Origin of the sequence: Corynebacterium sp. BD556, from assembly GCF_038452275.1 — a bacterium.
Lineage (GTDB): Bacteria > Actinomycetota > Actinomycetes > Mycobacteriales > Mycobacteriaceae > Corynebacterium > Corynebacterium mayonis.
Genome location: NZ_CP141643.1, coordinates 1,814,933 through 1,832,404 on the forward strand (window position 1 = coordinate 1,814,933; position 17,472 = coordinate 1,832,404).

Annotated in this window: 15 protein-coding genes; 8 read left to right on the forward strand and 7 right to left on the reverse strand. The window is 61.2% G+C overall.

Features of this window, described 5'->3' with window-relative positions:
- Positions 1-2: 2 nt before the first annotated feature.
- Positions 3-2,225 (reverse strand): transglycosylase domain-containing protein, encoded by a 2,223-nt coding sequence (locus tag VLL26_RS08420; protein ID WP_425292261.1) that lies wholly within the window; start codon positions 2,223-2,225, stop codon positions 3-5.
- Positions 2,226-2,365: 140 nt separating this feature from the next.
- Positions 2,366-2,755, reverse strand: a complete 390-nt coding sequence (locus tag VLL26_RS08425) for a DUF5318 family protein (protein ID WP_342318652.1) — start codon at positions 2,753-2,755, stop codon at positions 2,366-2,368.
- A 35-nt stretch (positions 2,756-2,790) separates the two neighbouring features.
- Here VLL26_RS08425 and VLL26_RS08430 point away from each other — a divergent pair, with 35 nt between their 5' ends.
- The 4 genes from VLL26_RS08430 (at position 2,791) to VLL26_RS08445 (ending at position 6,261) form a co-directional block, all read left to right on the forward strand.
- Entirely contained in the window at positions 2,791-3,270 is a 480-nt protein-coding gene (locus VLL26_RS08430; RefSeq protein ID WP_342318653.1) for a MarR family winged helix-turn-helix transcriptional regulator, read from the forward strand.
- A 62-nt stretch (positions 3,271-3,332) separates the two neighbouring features.
- On the forward strand, positions 3,333-4,307 hold the full coding sequence (locus tag VLL26_RS08435; RefSeq protein ID WP_342318654.1) for a universal stress protein: 975 nt from the start codon (positions 3,333-3,335) through the stop codon (positions 4,305-4,307).
- Positions 4,308-4,317: 10 nt separating this feature from the next.
- Positions 4,318-4,788, forward strand: coding sequence for a hypothetical protein (locus tag VLL26_RS08440; RefSeq protein WP_342318655.1), 471 nt, complete (start codon positions 4,318-4,320; stop codon positions 4,786-4,788).
- 222 nt (positions 4,789-5,010) lie between these two features.
- The gene (locus VLL26_RS08445; protein WP_342318656.1) at positions 5,011-6,261 is read left to right on the forward strand and encodes an HNH endonuclease signature motif containing protein; all 1,251 of its coding nucleotides are present in this window, start codon (positions 5,011-5,013) and stop codon (positions 6,259-6,261) included.
- Here VLL26_RS08445 and VLL26_RS08450 read toward each other — a convergent pair.
- The 5 genes from VLL26_RS08450 to glcB form a co-directional block, all read right to left on the reverse strand.
- Positions 6,258-7,142: a rhodanese-related sulfurtransferase gene (locus VLL26_RS08450; protein ID WP_425292262.1), complete on the reverse strand. Its 885-nt coding sequence runs from the start codon at positions 7,140-7,142 to the stop codon at positions 6,258-6,260. The two genes, VLL26_RS08445 and VLL26_RS08450, sit on opposite strands and share 4 nt — an antisense overlap.
- Positions 7,143-7,159: 17 nt before the next feature.
- Positions 7,160-7,858 (reverse strand): PIG-L deacetylase family protein, encoded by a 699-nt coding sequence (locus VLL26_RS08455; protein ID WP_342318657.1) that lies wholly within the window; start codon positions 7,856-7,858, stop codon positions 7,160-7,162.
- A 164-nt stretch (positions 7,859-8,022) separates the two neighbouring features.
- Entirely contained in the window at positions 8,023-8,901 is an 879-nt protein-coding gene (locus VLL26_RS08460; RefSeq protein ID WP_342318658.1) for a 3-hydroxyacyl-CoA dehydrogenase, read from the reverse strand.
- A gap of 156 nt (positions 8,902-9,057) precedes the next feature.
- The gene (locus tag VLL26_RS08465) at positions 9,058-10,551 is read right to left on the reverse strand and encodes a DUF1846 domain-containing protein (protein ID WP_342318659.1); all 1,494 of its coding nucleotides are present in this window, start codon (positions 10,549-10,551) and stop codon (positions 9,058-9,060) included.
- A gap of 56 nt (positions 10,552-10,607) precedes the next feature.
- On the reverse strand, positions 10,608-12,803 hold the full coding sequence (gene glcB, locus VLL26_RS08470) for a malate synthase G (RefSeq protein WP_342318660.1): 2,196 nt from the start codon (positions 12,801-12,803) through the stop codon (positions 10,608-10,610).
- Positions 12,804-13,261: 458 nt separating this feature from the next.
- Between glcB and aceA the strand changes: the two genes are divergently transcribed.
- The 4 genes from aceA to VLL26_RS08490 all read left to right on the forward strand — a co-directional run bounded on the left by aceA (position 13,262) and on the right by VLL26_RS08490 (position 17,472).
- Positions 13,262-14,557 carry an isocitrate lyase gene (aceA, locus tag VLL26_RS08475; protein WP_342318661.1) on the forward strand — a complete coding sequence of 432 codons (1,296 nt, stop codon included), beginning with the start codon at positions 13,262-13,264 and terminating at the stop codon, positions 14,555-14,557.
- 101 nt (positions 14,558-14,658) lie between these two features.
- The gene (gene rraA / locus VLL26_RS08480; RefSeq protein ID WP_342318662.1) at positions 14,659-15,144 is read left to right on the forward strand and encodes a ribonuclease E activity regulator RraA; all 486 of its coding nucleotides are present in this window, start codon (positions 14,659-14,661) and stop codon (positions 15,142-15,144) included.
- 9 nt (positions 15,145-15,153) lie between these two features.
- Complete coding sequence (locus VLL26_RS08485; protein ID WP_342318663.1) at positions 15,154-15,951, forward strand: Fpg/Nei family DNA glycosylase; 798 nt, start codon at positions 15,154-15,156, stop codon at positions 15,949-15,951.
- Between the two features lie 9 nt (positions 15,952-15,960).
- Positions 15,961-17,472 (forward strand): bifunctional ADP-dependent NAD(P)H-hydrate dehydratase/NAD(P)H-hydrate epimerase, encoded by a 1,512-nt coding sequence (locus VLL26_RS08490; RefSeq protein WP_342318664.1) that lies wholly within the window; start codon positions 15,961-15,963, stop codon positions 17,470-17,472.

A 17,472-nucleotide genomic window follows, 5' to 3' on the forward strand; every position in this document is an offset into this window, starting at 1 on the left:
GCTTACTGCCCAAAGAGATCGCCGATCGCGTCGATGGCGTCCTGAATCTGCGGCGGCGGCTGCTGCGGCAGGGCCGGAGGTTGCGGTGGAACTGGCACGGGCGGCTCAGCCGGCGCTGGCAGTCCTGGCACCAGCTCATTTCCTGGAGCTTGCCCCTCCTCGGGGCTCTCGGTGGGCCTGGTGGAAGGCGCGGTGCTATACGACGGCGCGCTGTAGCTGCCACCCAGGCCAATGCCGCCCTTGTAGGCGTTGACGCCCCAATTCACCGGGGCAGCTTGCGGGAAGGCTTGGAACTCCTGCCCGTCGAGCACGGAGTTAAGCACGTCCTTCCAAATGCTGGTGGGCGTGTTCGCGCCGAACATGTTGCCGCCCCACTCGTTAAAGATGGCGGTGGTGTTGTCGGCGGTGCCCACCCACACGGCCACGGATAGCTGCGGAGTCCCGCCGACCATCCAGGCGTCCTTGTTATTGCCGGTATTGCCAAGCTGCGCGGTACCGGTCTTGGCCGCTGAGGGACGCCCACCGGCCAGCACGGCGTTGGAATAAGGCACAACACCCTGCATCGCCTGGATCACATTGTCGGCCACCTGCTCTGCGACGCGGCGCTCCTTGTATTCCGGGTCGTTTTCGTACAGCACGTTGCCAGCTCCATCCACGACCCTTTCCACGAAGTGGGTCGGCTTATACACACCTCGGTTGATCAAGGTACCGGTAGCTGCGGCCATGTCGAGGACGCGGGACTGGTACTGGCCCAGCACGATACCTTCGTAAGGCTGGCCGCCATTTTCACGCAGCGTTACCGGGATACCCGGAATGGAGCGGGCCACCCCCAGAGCGTGCGCCATGTCGGCGGTGTCCTGAGTGGTGTTATTTAGCTCATGTTGGATGCGCATGTATGCAGTGTTGGAAGACACCCGGGTCGCCTCAGACATTGACATCATGCCGCCGCCGCCCCCGTCCCAGTTGGTCACAGTGATACCTCCCGGCAGTCGCACCGGCGAAGAATCGAAAACTGCGGTCAAGGGGATGCCCTGCTGCAACGCGGCCGCGAGGGCGAAGATCTTAAAGGTCGAACCGGTCTGCAAACCAGCATTGGCGTAGTCCCAACCGCTAGCTTCATCACCGCCGTAGTAGGCCCGCACCGCACCGGTGCTCGGCTCAACCGCGACTACAGCTGAGCGGGCGTCTTCCTGCAATGCTTGCAGGCGCTGCTTAGAGATGCGCTCAACTTCACCCTGTGCCCTCGCGTCGACCGTGGTGGTGATCTGCAGACCGCGATTGGTCAGGTCATCTTCGGTAATTCCGATGCGCTTGAGCTCCTCCATTACCTGGTTCTTAATCAACCCGTTGGGGCCGGTGGCCTCGGTGTATGCGGAGTAGCCCTTCGGGTCCCGGGTTTCGGGGTAGACAAGGTTCACGCGTTCCTGCGGCGAAATCTTGCCCATTTCGACAAGACCGTCCATGACGTAATTCCAGCGCTCACGCGCCCCTTGCGGGTTGTTCCACGGGTCAAGCTGGCTGGGCAGTTGAATCGAGGCCGCGAGGACACCGCCTTCCTCTGGGGTCAGTTGGCTGGCCGGCTTATTAAAAAAGGCGTGTGCCGCTGCCTCAATGCCATAAGCGTTACGGCCGAAGTACACCGTGTTTAGGTAGGCCTTGAGGATCTCCTCTTTGCTCCAAGAGTTGGTCATCTTAATGGAGTAAACCAACTCCTTGGCCTTGCGCTCGTAGGAATGTTCGTTTCCCACTAAGGCGTTTTTAACGTACTGCTGGGTGATCGTGGAACCGCCTCCAGCGGAGGAGTTGCCGGTCAACTGGCCGATCGCGGCGCGTCCGAAACCGGTGAAGGAAAAGCCGGAGTTGGACCAGAATTCGCGGTCTTCAGCGGCGAGGACCGCGTCCTGGACCTCCAGAGGGACTTGTTCTAGTGGGATCTGCACACGGTTTCCCTCCGGGGGAACCACGCGGGCAAGCTCCGCTTGGCCGTCGTTGAAATACAGTTTGGAAATCTGGGCGGTCTCAATCTCGCCCGGCTCGGGAATGTCAGCACGTGCGTACTGGATGCCGAACCAAGCTAAGGGAACCAGTGCCACCAGGAAGATGCCAAGCAAGAATGCGAGGATCCATTGAGCCGCGCGGCTGCGGGGCTTGCGGCCCTGTTTCTCCACAGTGCTGCTTTCGCCGCTTTGTGTGCCCTTCTGGGGTCGGTCGTCCTTGTTTGTCACGAGTTTTCCCTTGGATAGTTATCTGCGCGGTACAGGGCGCTTGCCGCTAGGCGGAAAGCTTCCCGTCCCCGTGCTTGCCTCGATTCTCGAGGCAAGCACGCTGGATTACTAGGTGACACCCTACTTCCTTAAACGCCAAATCACACTACTGGTGAGGCTGTGACTTCCTTTAATAGGTGGTTCCACCTGCAATGGCTGCACACCTCAACGAAATGGACAGTGATGGGTCCCACTTCCGTGACCAGCGCGTCGATCTCCTCGTCGTGGCGCGCAGTCCCGGAGCGCCGCCCCAGCTTCTCGCTGTAGACCCACGTCACTACACGCATCGTTTTCCCGCAGATCGGGCAGGGCCGTGCCGATTCAGCCCCGTGGTGCTCGGCAGCGGCGCAGAGGAGGAAATCGGCGTCGCAAATTTCCTCTCGCGAGATGTTGCCCCGGCGATAATCCCTGAGCGTGACACGTCGCTGCCATTCGTGGGAAATCTCTTGGCTGTAAGCGAACATTGGCGCCAGCTTATGCGGTGGTAGCATGGAAAACTAGTTTTGCAATGGTAAGAAGGTAGGAAATGACCGAGGAATTCAAGGAGGGCACAACGCCCGATCCGCTCGAAATCGCGAAGAAGATCCGCCCCGCGATGACGAGTCTCTACGTGACGTACTTCCGCACCGCTGAGCAATCGGCCTTAACGGGTCCGCAACTGTCCATCTTGGCTCGACTGAAAGAGGGGGGCCCGTCGCGTATTAGCCAGATCGCTGAGACAGAAGGCGTGCGCATGCCGACGGCGTCCAATACCATTAACCAGCTAGAAAAGCGCGGGCTGGTCCGACGCACCCGGGATGAAACGGACCGTCGCGGCGTCAGCGTCGAGCTGACGGAGAAGGGCGACGAGGAACTCACCCGTGTGGGCGAGGAGCGCACGAAGTACCTCGCGGACATGATCAGTACGCTTAGCGAGGAGCAGCTTCGCACGGCCGTCGACCTCACCGAGATCATCATTTCTCTTGCTGATACTTACGGCCACAGCGAAAAAGGTGAAGGCATTTAGCCAAAACTTAGGTTAAGGCGCAATAATATCTGGGTTAACTTTTCCCAAACCTTTGATTGCGCATGTCTTCTGATGATCACCGCCTCGACGCGGTCGCTGCCTCCCGCGACGGACAACCCTTGCGGATCGTGGTCGGCTGGGACAAAAACAGCTCCGACGGAGTTGCCCTGGCCGCCTGGCTCGGCAGGTCCATGCCCGTCGAGGTCAGTGTGATCTCCACTGTGCCGCGTTCCTGGACTAAATCGCTGTCCTCGAAGAAGTACAAAAAGTGGCTGAAAGCCGAAGCCAGCAGGTACGCGGACAAAGCTAGCGCAGTGCTCAACGAGCACCTCTCGCCTGCGCAGTTCGGCGCGCCGCCGTTTACGCTTATCGACGCCTTCGATGAGCCCGCCGCACTCATGAACGCAGCCCAGGACCGCGACGCCGACCTGATCATCCTCGGCACCTCCGTAAAGCCGAAGAAGGCACGGTTCATGGCATCGCCCTACTCCTCCGAACTGCTGCACTCCTCCCCCATCTCCCTCGGCCTCGCGCCGAAGGGTCTGAAACTGTCAAAGAAGGGCGTCACCCGCGTCAACTACCTCTTTCTCTACGCCGACCGGGACCGGGATTCCTCAGGTTTGCGTGATGCGGTGCGCACGGCGACGTCGATAAGCGTGCCTCTACGGCTCGTGTCAATGTTTCCTGAACTTCCCGACGCCGAAGAATTCGACACCTTCGTCCACACCGTCGGCGCCGCCCGCGACTGGTACGAATCCTCCCTGGCATTACTCGACCGCGCCCGCGATGAAGCTTTGCGCTACGCCGCCGAATTGAGCCCCACAGCCGCCGAAAACCTCGAAGTCGAAACCGCACTCGCCTACGGCGGTGGCTGGGACAAGGCGGTCGACTCCTTGAAATGGAAACGCGGCGACCTTATGTGCCTCGGCTCCCGACCAAAAGCCCAAGGCCATCAAGTCTTCATCGGCTCCCGCGCCAGCGAACTACTGCGCCACGCCCCAGCCCCCGTCATGATTTTTCCGCGACTTGAAGCCTAGGGTGGACACTATGCGCGACCATCCAGAAAACCTCCCCGACTCAGCTGCCGACCGCCCCAACCTGTTGCGCCCCGAGCCCCGGAATTTCGACGAGCTGGCCGACATGCCTGACCCAGTTGCCCAAGCGCAGCGCAACCAGCGCTCCACCCGCGAAGCACTCCTCTACGCCGCTGCAACCGTCGCCTTGACGGCACTCATCGGGCTTATATCTGGTGCCTATTTCCGCATACAAGGCGGACCACTATGCGACGCCGGCACCGCCACCTGGCTATGCACCAGCACCGCCCGCTGGTGGTGGGCCTTAATCAACAGCTTCCCGCCCGTCATCAGCCTGCTCGGGTGTGCCATCATCATGGTGCGCAAACTCAAACACTACGAACGCTGGATGCCATGGATGGGCGTTTTTTGGCTGCCTATCGTGCCTTTCACCATGTGGTGGCTCACCGTGACCATCGGAATCTTGGCGATCGACAGCATGTAGACATTTTTTGAGGAAAAGTCCGCAATGCGGAGTTTTTCGCCTTCCTTCCGACTCGAAAAAAGTCCGCAATGCGGAGTTTTTCTCCCCCCTGCAACCTTTGCCATAAAGGACGCTATAGATCATCATTTGCGCAGCTAAATAGCGCTTTTGCCCTCCATGTCCGAACCCCTTGTTATTGTCCACTTAGAACGTTAATTCGAATAGTTCTTCGCAGGGGGAAACATGACCACAGCAACCATTGAAACTAACCTCAGCTCCGCGACACCGAGCGAGCTCATCAGCTTGATTGAAAAGGGTTTCGGCTCGTTGACGCGGCAGAAAGCCACCATCCTCCACGCCATCGCGCTTTTCGACGCCCTCGCTCTCGCTCCGCAGGTAGGGGCACGGACGACCGCTAGTTGGCTCATCCGCAGTCTGTCAGTGCCTAGTTCTTCGGCTCACGAGTACGTCCACGTTGCCCGTTCGCTTCTGGCGTTTTCCATTCTGGGCGAGTCCTTTTCCGCCGGTCGGATCAATTATTCGAAAGTGCGGCTCCTTTTGTCCTTGTTGAACTCGGACAATGAGGAGGAGTTGGTCTCCTTGGCCGAGAAAATGACATACCACGAGCTCGAGTTAGCGTTGATGAAGTATCGAAAGAAGGAATCTGCGCCGGCACGCAAGTCCTACATACGCATGAAAACCTGCGATGACGGGCGAATCAAACTGTGGGGAAACTTCAACGCCTCCGAGGGTGCGAAGGTGATGGCTGCAATGAAAGTTGGTGAGGTCGCCTGGCATGACTGTGACCTGAACCGTCTCCGCGCGGCTGATGGCACAATCGATGAAGCTGCACTTGATGGCAAGCTTGACGGGTTGGAGGGGGCGTCGACAAGCGTCTCTGCCTTCGGGCTGCCTCTCGACGAAGCCCTCCTGACCTCGTTTATGGGGCTGGTCAATATAGCGTTGACCAAACCAAAGAACCCGCTCCGCGCACCTGGAGCGCACGTCAACGTCGTGATGACCACAGACGGGCGGGCCTACCTGCCGCACAACCCTGGCGCCCCCTCGGATGCGGTAAAAAACCTCCTCAGCAACGCCCAATTTCGCATCAACCAGGTCGATGACACTGGCCTGGTGCTCAACACGGGACGCAAATTCCGCTTAGCCACCGACGCTCAGATCAACGCCTTGATGCTCATGTGGCGCGGCAAATGCGCCATGCCCGGTTGCAAACATTCACGCTTCATGGAAATGCACCACATCACCGACTGGGCAGACGGCGGGCCGACGGACTTGGACAACCTCTTGCCGTTGTGCTCCGCGTGCCACAGCCTAGTCAGCGACCGCTACATCCGGATCTTGAAAGACGGCGGTGATGTGCACTTCCTGTTCCCCGACGGGAGCCGTTACGTCAGTTACGCCCACGGGTTGGCTGAACGCAACGATGCCGCACTGACCCTGCAGGAGTTCAACGAAGGGACGCACCGTGACTAGGCACTAGCAGCACATTCACCACACAAATGCTGCACCTGACGGCAGTTCTCGCAGCTCAAGTATTGGGTGCGGCACTCGGGTTCGTTGGCGCAATTGTAGAACTGGTTCGTCCCCTCTCCGCAGTGCACGCAGTGCCCGAGCTGTACGTAGTTCGGGTCGTCGGGCGCACCAAACTCGGTATGCATGCGTTTGTCAAAAACGTAGAGGGAGCCCTCCCAAAGGCCATCGTTGCCGTATTTCTCCCCGTAGCGCACGATCCCGCCGTCAATCTGGTAGACCTCCTTGAAGCCCCGATTCTTCATCAGGCTGGACAGCACTTCGCAGCGGATACCGCCGGTGCAGTATGAGATGACAGGTTTGTCTTTCATCCAGTCATACTTGCCGCTGTCAAGCTCAGCGATGAAGTCGTGGGTGGTTTCCACATCAGGAACGACGGCGTTTTTGAACCGGCCGATCTCGGCTTCGCGGGCGTTGCGCCCATCGAAGAAAACGGTCTCGGGCTTGGTGTGGACAAGCTCATTGACCTGCTCAGGGGTGAGGTGGGTGCCGCCGCCGATAACGCCGCGCTCGTCGACTTTGATCTCGCCCGCCGCCCCGAAAGAAACAATTTCCTCACGCGCTTTAACGCTCAGCTTGGGGAAGTCTTCCTTGCCGCCTTCGGACCACTTAAATTCGATACCACGGAAGTACTCACGTGTTTTGCGGGCGTAGGCTTTGCAGGCGTCGATGGCGCCGCCGACGGTGCCGTTGATGCCGTGCTCCGAAATGATGATCCTCCCGTGCAAACCAAGTCCTTCGCACAGGTCGCGCTGCCAGAGGCGGACAGCCTCCGGGTCGGCGATAGGCTGGAATTTGTAGTACAGGAGGATCTTGCTGGTCATGCCAACAATCTTAAGCGCTACAGGTCGTATCCCTTGAACATGATGGCGTAGTCGGTGCCCATCGCCTCCCCGCCTGCGCGGGCGTTGCCTCCGACAAGGTCTTCGCCACTGGGGTGGTCAGGTAGCGCCTCGAGGTAGAGCTTGTGCGATTCCAGGGAAGCGATGCCCTGGTCGACGTGCTTGCGCTCGATGATGACTCCTCGGTCAGGTTCGCTGGGGTTCGCGATCAACAGGAGTTTGGCTTGGTGGCGCTCGCCTGCGTCGGGGAAGACGAACTCGTTGCCGGCGTCGCGCGCCGCGTCGACGGCCGCTAAGCCGGTGGCGCGGTGGTCTGCCTGGTTCAGGCCCCACGGCGCCACCACGTCAAAGTTTTGGGTCAGCACAACTGTGGGCTTGACTTTGCGGATCTCCCGGGCGATCGCCTTGCGCATTTCAAGGCCGTAGACCAGGTTCCCGTCGGGGAAATCAAGGATGTTTAGCTCGCTTACTCCCACTTGGCGGCACGCCTCACGCTGCTCCTGCGCGCGGGTATGCGCGGTGTCCTCGGGCTTTGCGCCGGCGATGCCGTGCTCGCCGTGGGTCAGCAGCAGATAGTGGACTTCAACTCCGTCGTCGACCCACTTGGCCACGGCCGCGGACGCGCCGTACTCCATGTCGTCCGGGTGAGCCACCACTGCAAGTACGCGGTCTTGGGCTGTCAATTCGATGGGTTGCATAGCTTTTACTTCTTAGCGGTTGTGCCCCTGCTCCTTCGTCAACTGACCCCAGGATAGTCATAGCGGGAAAAATCACGTTGGTGCTCGAATTGGCTGCGGGCTTAAGCGGCTCAAGCTGCCGGGCTCAGCGCGTGAGAAGCGCGCCGCCCGGGAAAGCGGTGGCCCTAGGAGACTCGTTGGCCGTGCTCGTTGTAGGTGAAGAAACCGCGGCCGGCTTCGACGCCAATGCGCCCTTCGGCAATCATTTCTTCGAGTAGTCCTTGGAACTTCTTCTCCCACTCCTCCGGGTTGGGCTTGAGCTTGCCCACCGCCAAAACGGTGCGCAACCCAACGATGTCCATAACTTCGAAGGGGCCTCGCGGCGAGCCGGTCGAGTTGCGCCAGTCAAGGTCAATGTCCTCTGGGTCTGCGACCTCGTTGGCGAGCAAGTACTGGCCGGCAGTGAGGAAGGGCACGAGGATGGTGTTGAGGATGTAGCCGGGTTGTTCCTTCTTCAGCTTCACGGGCACCATGCCGATCTGCTCCGCAAACTCGCTGAGGATGTCTACATACTTCATATCTGTGCCGGCGTGCGGCATGATCTCGGCGGTGTTTTGTACCCAAATGTGGTTGGCGAAGTGCAGGGCGAGGAAGCGTTCGGGCGAGCCTGTGGAATCAGCGAAGTTGCTGGGCAGCAGGGTAGAGGTGTTGGTGGCGAAGATGGCTTCGGCTGGGGCTGCTTTGCCGACGCGCTGCCATACGTCCTTTTTAATCTCGATCTGTTCTGGGACGGCTTCGATGATGAGGTCAGCTTCCCGTACTGCCTCTCCTAGGTCAGTGGTTTGGGTCAGACGGCCACGGGCCTGGGCCATGGACTCTTCAGTGGTGTCCTCCAAGTCTGCAACCATGCGCGTGCCGAAGGTGTCGAAGCGTTTGGTCGCGGCTTGAAGGGCTTCTTCATTGATGTCCCAGGAGATGACGTTGAACCCGCGGTTGGCGGTGACGAGAGCGATTTGGGCGCCGAGAACACCAGCGCCGAGAACTGTGACATTTGTGATAGCCATATGGCCGACTATAAGGGCAACGCTATGGCGGTGCAGTTGAGGCAAGTCGGCCGCGCCCCGGCAGCGGGGCGCACCCCTGCCCCACCAGTGGTTATACCTTTAACTGAGCCGCACGAACCCCTGAGTGAGATTCATCACTATGGCTCTCGTTGCGCCTTAACGCTTGTGATACAGCGCCTTCTTCCAATACTCGGGCTCCGAGGTCACCATGACCCCCAGACTGCGGAAAATCCCTTCGTCCACGGAACCCAAAATTGTTGTTGCGTGGGCATCGCACCCACGCAGTTTCGGCAACTGCTCAAGCGCCTTCTCCGCCTCCGCATTGTCAGCGGCCGAAGCAGACAAGGCGATCAGCACCTCGTCAGTGTGCAGACGGGGGTTGAGCGAGCCTAAGTAGGTGGTCTTTAAGGATTGGATCGGTTCGATGGCCTCAGGGGAGAGCAAATGGACCTCGTCGGAAATCCCCGCCAACTCCTTCAGGGCATTGAGAAGTACCGCGGCTGAAGGGCCAAGCAGATCCGAGGTCTTGCCGGTAACGATGCGCCCATTAGGCAGCTCTAGTGCCACGCCAGGCTTGCCGGTAAACGCAGAAACCTCGCGGGCCGGGGCGACCACAACGCGGTCGTCGACCTTGCACTCAGCCTTGCGCATGACGGTGGCGACGCGGTCAGAGATGGTGGAGTCGGCGTCGGCGCGGCGTTCGTCGACAAGCGCTTTGAAGTAACGGCGCACAATCTCCTGCTTGGAGGCGTGGCGGCAGGCAGCGTCGTCGGAAATGCAGTAGCCGGCCATGTTCACACCCATGTCAGTCGGTGACTGGTACGGCTCCTCGCCCGTAACCTCCTTGAGCAGCGATTTAAGCAGCGGAAAAACCTCAATGTCACGGTTATAACTGGTGACTTTCTCCCCGTAGGCCTCCAGGTGGTACTGGTCGATGACATTGATGTCGTCGAGGTCAGCGGTGGCCGCCTCATAAGCCAGATTGACGGGGTGGCTAAGAGGCAGGTTCCAGATGGGGAAAGTCTCAAACTTGGCGTAGCCCGCCGGAACACCTCGCTTGTGGGCGTGGTAGATCTGGCTCAAGCACGTCGCCAGTTTGCCGGAGCCCGGCCCGGGCGCCGTCATGACAATTACGTCGCGGGAAGGCTCCGCGTACTCGTTGAGCCCGAAGCCCTCCTCCGAAACAATCCGCGATGTGTCATTCGGGTAGCCCGGGATGACGCGGTGGCGGGACACCTTCAGGCCAAGGCGACGCAGACGGTCCATGAACTGCTCCACTTGGGGCGTTCCGTCCTCAACCTGGGTGACAACAACGTTGTCGACGAGGAAGCCGAGGTCACGGAAGGCGTCGATGAGCCGTAGCACGTCGTCTTCGTAGGTGATGCCGAGGTCAGCGCGGACCTTCTGGCGCACAATGTCAACAGCGTTGACACACACCATGATTTCGACCTCATCCTTGATGCGCTCCAACATCGCAATCTTGTTGTCCGGGGTGAAACCGGGCAGGATGCGGGAGGCATGGTGGTCATCGAACAGCTTTCCACCCATTTCGAGGTAGAGTGTGCCGCCGATTTCTGCGCGCCGTGCACTGATGTGCTCCGACTGCATCTGGATGTATTTTTCCCGGTCGAATCCAATCGAGTACGGCATGTCGGCTCCCTTTCGCCCTAGCGTTTTACAACGCCAAGCCAGTGTAGCGCGTCGGTTTACAAGCCGTGAACCTGCTTGAACTCGCGGCGGCGAGCATGCAGGATCGGCTCGGTGTAACCGGATGGCGACACGGTGCCTTTGAAGATGAGGTCCTTCGCGGCTTGGAAACCGATGGACTGCTCGTAGCTCACAGCCATCGGCAGGTATGCGGCATCACCGTGGTTTTGCTTATCGACGACCTTCGCCATCCGCTCCAGAGATTCCAGCACCTGCTCTTGCGTCACAATGCCGTGGACCAGCCAGTTCGCCAGGAGTTGCGAGGAGATACGCAGGGTGGCGCGGTCCTCCATGAGGTCGACGTTGTGGATGTCAGGCACCTTGGAGCAACCGACGCCCTGTTCGACCCAGCGGATGACGTAGCCGAGAATGGACTGGCAGTTGTTGTCCACCTCCTCGCGCTTTTCTTCATCCGACCAGATGTCGCCTTCGGCAACCGGCACGGTGAGGATGTCTTTCAACGAGTCGCGGCGCCCGGCGGCGCGCAGCTTGTCTTGCACTTCCTTCACGTCAACTTGGTGGTAGTGGGTAGCGTGCAGCGTTGCACCGGTCGGAGAAGGAACCCATGCGGTGTTCGCGCCTTCTTTCGGCTGCCCGATCTTCTTTTCCACCATGGAGGCCATGTGTTCGGTCTCCGCCCACATCCCCTTGCCGATCTGTGCGCGGCCCGGCAGACCGTGCTCAATACCAGCGTCGACGTTGTTGTTTTCATAGGCCTGCTTCCACGGGGCGGTCTGCAGGTCCGCTTTGCGCAGGAAGGGGCCTGCGTACATGGAGGTGTGGATCTCGTCGCCGGTGCGGTCAAGGAAGCCCGTGTTGATAAACACCAGGCGGTCAGCCGCTTCAACGATGCAGGCGTCCAGGTTGACGGTGGTGCGCAGCTCCTCGTCCATGACACCGACCTTGACGGTGTGCTTCGGCAGGCCGAGGATTTCCTCGACGCGGTCGAAGATCTCGTTGGTGAAGGCGACTTCTTCGGGTCCGTGCTGCTTCGGCTTCACAATGTACATCGAGCCGGTGCGCGAGTTGCGGCGCGGATTGTCCTCCCGCAGGCCGGGGATGGCGGCGGCGACGGTGATAAGGCCGTCGAGCAGCCCCTCGGGCACTTCCTCACCGTTGACGAGGATCGCCGGGGTGGTCATGAGGTGTCCCACATTGCGGCACAGCATCATGGCGCGGCCATGCAGGCGCACCTCGTCGCCGTTTTTGGCGGTGTAGATCAAGTCGTCGGACTGCTTGCGCTCGAAAGTTTTCGTGCCCTTGCTCACCGTCTCGGAGATATCGCCTTTGTTGAGGCCGAACCAGGTGGCGTAGGCGGCGGCTTTGTCAGCGCCGTCGACGGCGGCGGCGGAGTCCTCGAAGTCCATGATGGAGCTTACGGCCGCCTCCAACACGACGTCTTTGACGTGTGCTTTGTCGCTGGCGCCGACTGGGTGCTCCGGGTCGATTTGGATGATGATGTGCAACCCGTTGTGGCGCAAAACGATTGCCTTGGGCGCGTCCTCGGAGCCTTGGTAGCCGACGTAGACCTCGGGGGAGGCCAGGGCGAATTCCTTTCCGCCCACGGTCGCGGAGAAGGCACCGCCGGTGACGGAGTATTTCTCGACGTCTTTGTGGCTTGCCCCGTCCAAGGGGACTGCCTTGTCCAAAAAGTCGCGCGCCCAAGTGATTACTTTGTCGCCGCGCACCGGGTTGTAGCTATCTCCTGGTTCGGCACCGCCTTCTTCGGAGATGACGTCGGTTCCGTAGAGGGCGTCGTAAAGCGAGCCGAAGCGGGCGTTCGCGGCGTTGATCGCGAAACGGGCGTTGGTGATGGGCACGACGAGCTGCGGGCCGGCGACCTCGGAGAACTCAGCGTCGATGTTTGCGGTGCGGATTTGCGCTTCGCGCGGCTGGTCCACGAGGTAGCCGATCTGGCGGAGGAAAGCCTCGTGCTGAGCCGGGTCGGGTTGGCCGGGGTGGGCTCGGTAATACTCGTCGAGTTGGCTTTGCAGCTTGTCGCGGCGGGCGAGCAGCGCTTTGTTCTTCGGGGTCAGCTCGGCGAAGTAGGCGGCGGCCTTGGTCCAGAACTCATCGGCGTTGAGGCCGATGACGGGCACGAGGTCGTTGGTGACGAAGTCGTACAGTGGCTGGGCCACCTGAAGGCCTGCCACCTCAACTCGCTGGGTGCGGTCTTGAAACTGAGGTGTCGTCATGTGACTCGATCCTTTCGGGGAGGTTGTCGCCGCGGCGGGTAAAGGACGTCGCTACGCGCAAAGTGTTGTTAAATGCGTCCTAGCTGATAGACCTTAGTGATGACCGTCACGTAAGTAAACGGCTTTGTGAATCAATCGCGCGAAACTACCCCCTTCAAAACCGGGCCCCCCGCCCCGATACCGCTCCTTGCGCCGAAACGAGCTAGGCTGATGCGCCCTCAAAAGAGCGTCGACCAGCATAAATACTAAGTAGGACAAAGAGGTAGAATAGCATAGTTTTGCAAAACTAGCAATATCCGAAGCCACCCCCGCCCGGCACCCGAGAGGCACCAGACATTGACTACCACACCCCAAACCGAGATACTTGCTACCAACGCCAAAGCTAAGTGGCGAACATCACAAGCACGATCCTGAAGTGTATTCAGGCACGGAAGTCCACCGAAAGGGGCTACTGCACTATGACGACGAACACCGGTAAGGCACGTACCGCAGCCGAGATCCAGAAGGACTGGGACGAGAACCCTCGCTGGCAAGGCATCCAGCGCGACTACACCGCCGAGCAGGTCGAGAAGTTGCAGGGCACCGTCGTTGAGGAACACACCCTCGCAAAGCGCGGCGCCGAGATCCTGTGGGAGGGCGTTTCCAAGGGAGACGGCTCCTACATCCACGCCCTCGGTGCCCTGACCGGTAACCAGGCGGTGCAGCAGGTCCGCGGCGGCCTGAAGGCCGTCTACCTCTCCGGCTGGCAGGTCGCAGGTGACGCAAACCTCTCCGGCCACACCTACCCAGACCAGTCCCTGTACCCGGCGAACTCGGTGCCCAACGTCGTCCGCCGCATCAACAACGCACTGCTGCGCGCCGACGAAATCGCTCGCGTCGAGGGCGACGACTCCGTCGACAACTGGCTCGTTCCGATCGTCGCTGACGGCGAAGCCGGCTTCGGCGGCGCCCTCAACGTCTACGAACTGCAAAAGGCCATGATCGCCGCCGGCGCCGCCGGCACCCACTGGGAAGACCAGTTGGCCTCCGAGAAGAAGTGCGGCCACCTGGGCGGCAAGGTCCTCATTCCGACCCAGCAGCACATCCGCACCCTGACCTCCGCCCGCCTCGCCGCTGACGTCGCCAACACCCCGACCGTCGTCATCGCCCGCACCGACGCCGAGGCCGCCACCTTGATCACCTCCGACGTCGACGAGCGCGACCAGCCCTACCTCACCGGCGAGAAGTCCGCCGAGGGCTACTACTACGTCAAGAACGGCATCGAGCCCTGCATCGCCCGCGCGAAGTCCTACGCCCCCTACGCCGACATGATCTGGATGGAGACGGGCACCCCGGACCTCGAGCAGGCCAAGAAGTTCGCCGAGGGCGTCAAGTCCGAGTTCCCGGACCAACTGCTGTCCTACAACTGCTCCCCCTCCTTCAACTGGTCCAAGCACCTCTCCCCCGAGGAGATCGCGAAGTTCCAGAAGGAGCTCGGCGCCATGGGCTTCACCTTCCAGTTCATCACCCTGGCCGGCTTCCACGCCCTCAACTACGGCATGTTCGACCTGGCCCAGGGCTACGCCAACGACGGCATGACTGCCTTCGTCGACCTGCAGAACCGCGAGTTCCAGGCCGCCGAGGAGCGTGGCTTTACCGCTGTCAAGCACCAGCGTGAGGTCGGTGCCGGCTACTTCGACACCATCGCCACCACCGTGGACCCGAACACCTCCACCGCTGCGCTGAAGGGCTCCACCGAAGAAGCCCAGTTCTAACAGCTCGCGTTCAGCACAAAAAGGGGAAACCTGCCCCCGCGGGTTTCCCCTTTTTGCGTTCCACTCCCACCCCCACAAGGAGAAACACAATGCCCTCCTGCATGGCAACAGCAGACATTGCCGACCTGTACGGCGACCAGGAGCAGCTAGCTAGCTGCGACACCCAATTCATCGACTTCGGCGGCAAAACCGCATTTTGCGGCGAGATTGTCACCATCACGTGTTTCCAGGACAACGGCCTGGTCAAGCAGACCCTCAACTCCCCAGGTGAGGGCAGGGTGCTCGTCGTTGATGGCCATGGCAGCGTCCACACCGCCTTGATGGGCGACATGATTGCCCAAGCGGGCGTGGACAACGGCTGGGCGGGCGTGGTGATCAACGGGGCAATCCGCGACTCAGCAGAAGTGGCGAAGATGCCCATTGGTTGCAAGGCGCTAGGCACCAACCCGCGCAAGTCTGCCAAGGACGGGGCCGGTTCCAAAAACACCCGCGTCGCCATCGGCGGGGTGGATTTCCTGCCGGGCCACTTCCTCTACGCTGATGCCGACGGCATCGTGGTCACTCCGGAGCCCATCGACCACACCTAAGGTGGGGGCATGCCCGAAGGTCACGTTCTGCACCGGCTTGCCCGCGAGTTCAACGCCCGTTACCGCGGCGTCGACCTGGAGGTTTCCTCCCCTCAGGGACGTTTCGACGCTTCTCCCATCGCCGCTTCCCGCCTTGAGGGTGCAATGGCTGCAGGTAAGCATCTTTTCCTCACCTTCAGCACGGGCGACATTGTCTACGTCCACCTGGGTTTAATCGGGTCGCTGCGTTTCGAGCCGACCGATCACGTGTGGGGGCAGATCCGGTTGCGCGTGAACAACGGGCGTGAGGCCGCGAATTTGCGGGGGCCGCAGTTTTGTCGGTATCTTTCGCCGTTTCAGGTGGAGGAAATCCTCGCGCGCACCGGGGAGGACCCGCTGCGCGCAGACGCGGACCCGCAGCGGGTGTGGGACAAGGTGCACGCTTCTCGACGCCCCATCGGCTCCCTGCTCATGGATCAGCGACTTTTTGCCGGGGTGGGCAACATTTACCGGGCCGAGCCGCTGTTTCGCTTGGGTATATCACCTTTTCTACCCGGTTGTGACCTGCAGCGCGATCAGTTCGAGGCGCTGTGGGCGGATCTGGTGGAGTTGATGAACTACGGGGTGGAGCACGGCCGAATCGACACGGTGCGCCCTGAACATTTGCCGGAGGCGATGGGGCGTGACCCGCGCGCCGACGACCATGGCGGTGAGGTCTACGTCTATCGCCGCGCTGGAGAGCCGTGCCACGTGTGCTTTAGTCCCATTGCCGTGCGTCAAATGGAGGGCCGCAACTTGTTCTGGTGTCCTCGCTGCCAGCCTACGTAGCATGGCCCCATGGTGCATAAGGCGTACACAGCTCAACAGATCCGCGCGGCGGAGAAGCCCCTGCTTGACGGCTCCGACACGTTGATGAAATCCGCCGCCCACGCGGTGGCGCGCGTGGCCGAGGCGATGCTTCAAGGCCCGTCGCGCGTTGTTGTGCTCGCGGGCAAAGGCGGCAACGGCGGCGATGCGCTGTACGCGGGCGCGGAGTTGGCCTTGGCTGGCCACCGTGTGGAGGCGTGGTGTGTGTTCGGCGCAGCGCACTCCCGCGCGCTTGAGGCTTTTTCCGACGCGGGCGGCACGCTTGTCGACGCCCCCCGTTTCCCCGCCGACCTCCTCATCGACGGTGTTGTGGGCCTCGGCGCAGCGGGCAGCCTGCCTGAGTCACTCGTTGGGATCGGCGATTTAGCCGAGAAGGTGCTCGCCGTGGATGTGCCCAGCGGGATCGCCGCCGACACAGGTGAGGCGGCGCCGGTGCATATCAGTGCGGATGTCACCGTCACCTTCGGCGGGTGGCGTTTGGCCCACGCCCTGGCTGCGCAATGCGGCACTGCTTTGTTGGCTGACATTCCCCCTTTGGTGATGGATGGCTACGAGCCGACCTGGATTTCACGCGCCACCGCGCCCGCCGAGTCTTTCGGGCTGACTGCCCTGGGCCCAGTGATTTCGGGTTCGCTTGAGCCCGGCGCGCGCGATGACAAATACACGGGAGGGGTGGTGGGCATCCGCGCTGGCAGCAGCACCTACCCGGGGGCCGCGGTGTTGTGCGCTGCGGGAGCGGTGGCTGCCACTTCGGCCATGGTGCGCTACGCCGGGCCGCAGGCTGCTGAGGTCGTCCGCGCCCATCCCGAGATTGTGGTGGCGTCGAGGCTTGAGGACACAGGCCGGGTTCATGCTTGGGTGTACGGCCCCGGCGCCGGGGATGGGGCCAGCGAGCTTGAGTGGCTCTTGGCGCGCCGTGAGCCTTTGCTTATCGACGCCGACGGGATTAGCCTTTTGGCCCGCCACGAACACCTGCGGCTCAGGCTTCGCCAGCGTGAGAGTTACACGGTGTTAACCCCTCACGACGGGGAGGCCGCACGTCTCGGGGAGTCTGCGGGTGTGATTGCCTCCGACCGTTTCACCGAAGCTAAACAGCTCGCAGATCTTCTGCACTGCACTGTTGTGCGCAAGGGTCGTGCAAGCATCATTGCGCGGGCCGGCAACCGGCCTTCTTATGTCGTGGATGCGGGCAATTCTTGGGCGGCAACTCCTGGTTCGGGCGATGTGCTCGCTGGGGTGGCCGGGGCGCGGTTGGCTCGTGCGGCAGTCATGGGCGCGGATGCCGACGACGCCATCTTCCACGCCGTTCAGGTCCACGGTCTGGCGGCGAAGCTGGCGGCGGAGACAAAGTTTGGGCCGGCGCCGACCTGTGCAAGCGGCATCGCCGCACACATCCGGGAGGCGACCGCGTTGCTCACTGAAAAACAGCCGTCTCAGCACCCACGATCCGGGGCGGATGAGACGGCTGGTATCTGGTGCTGA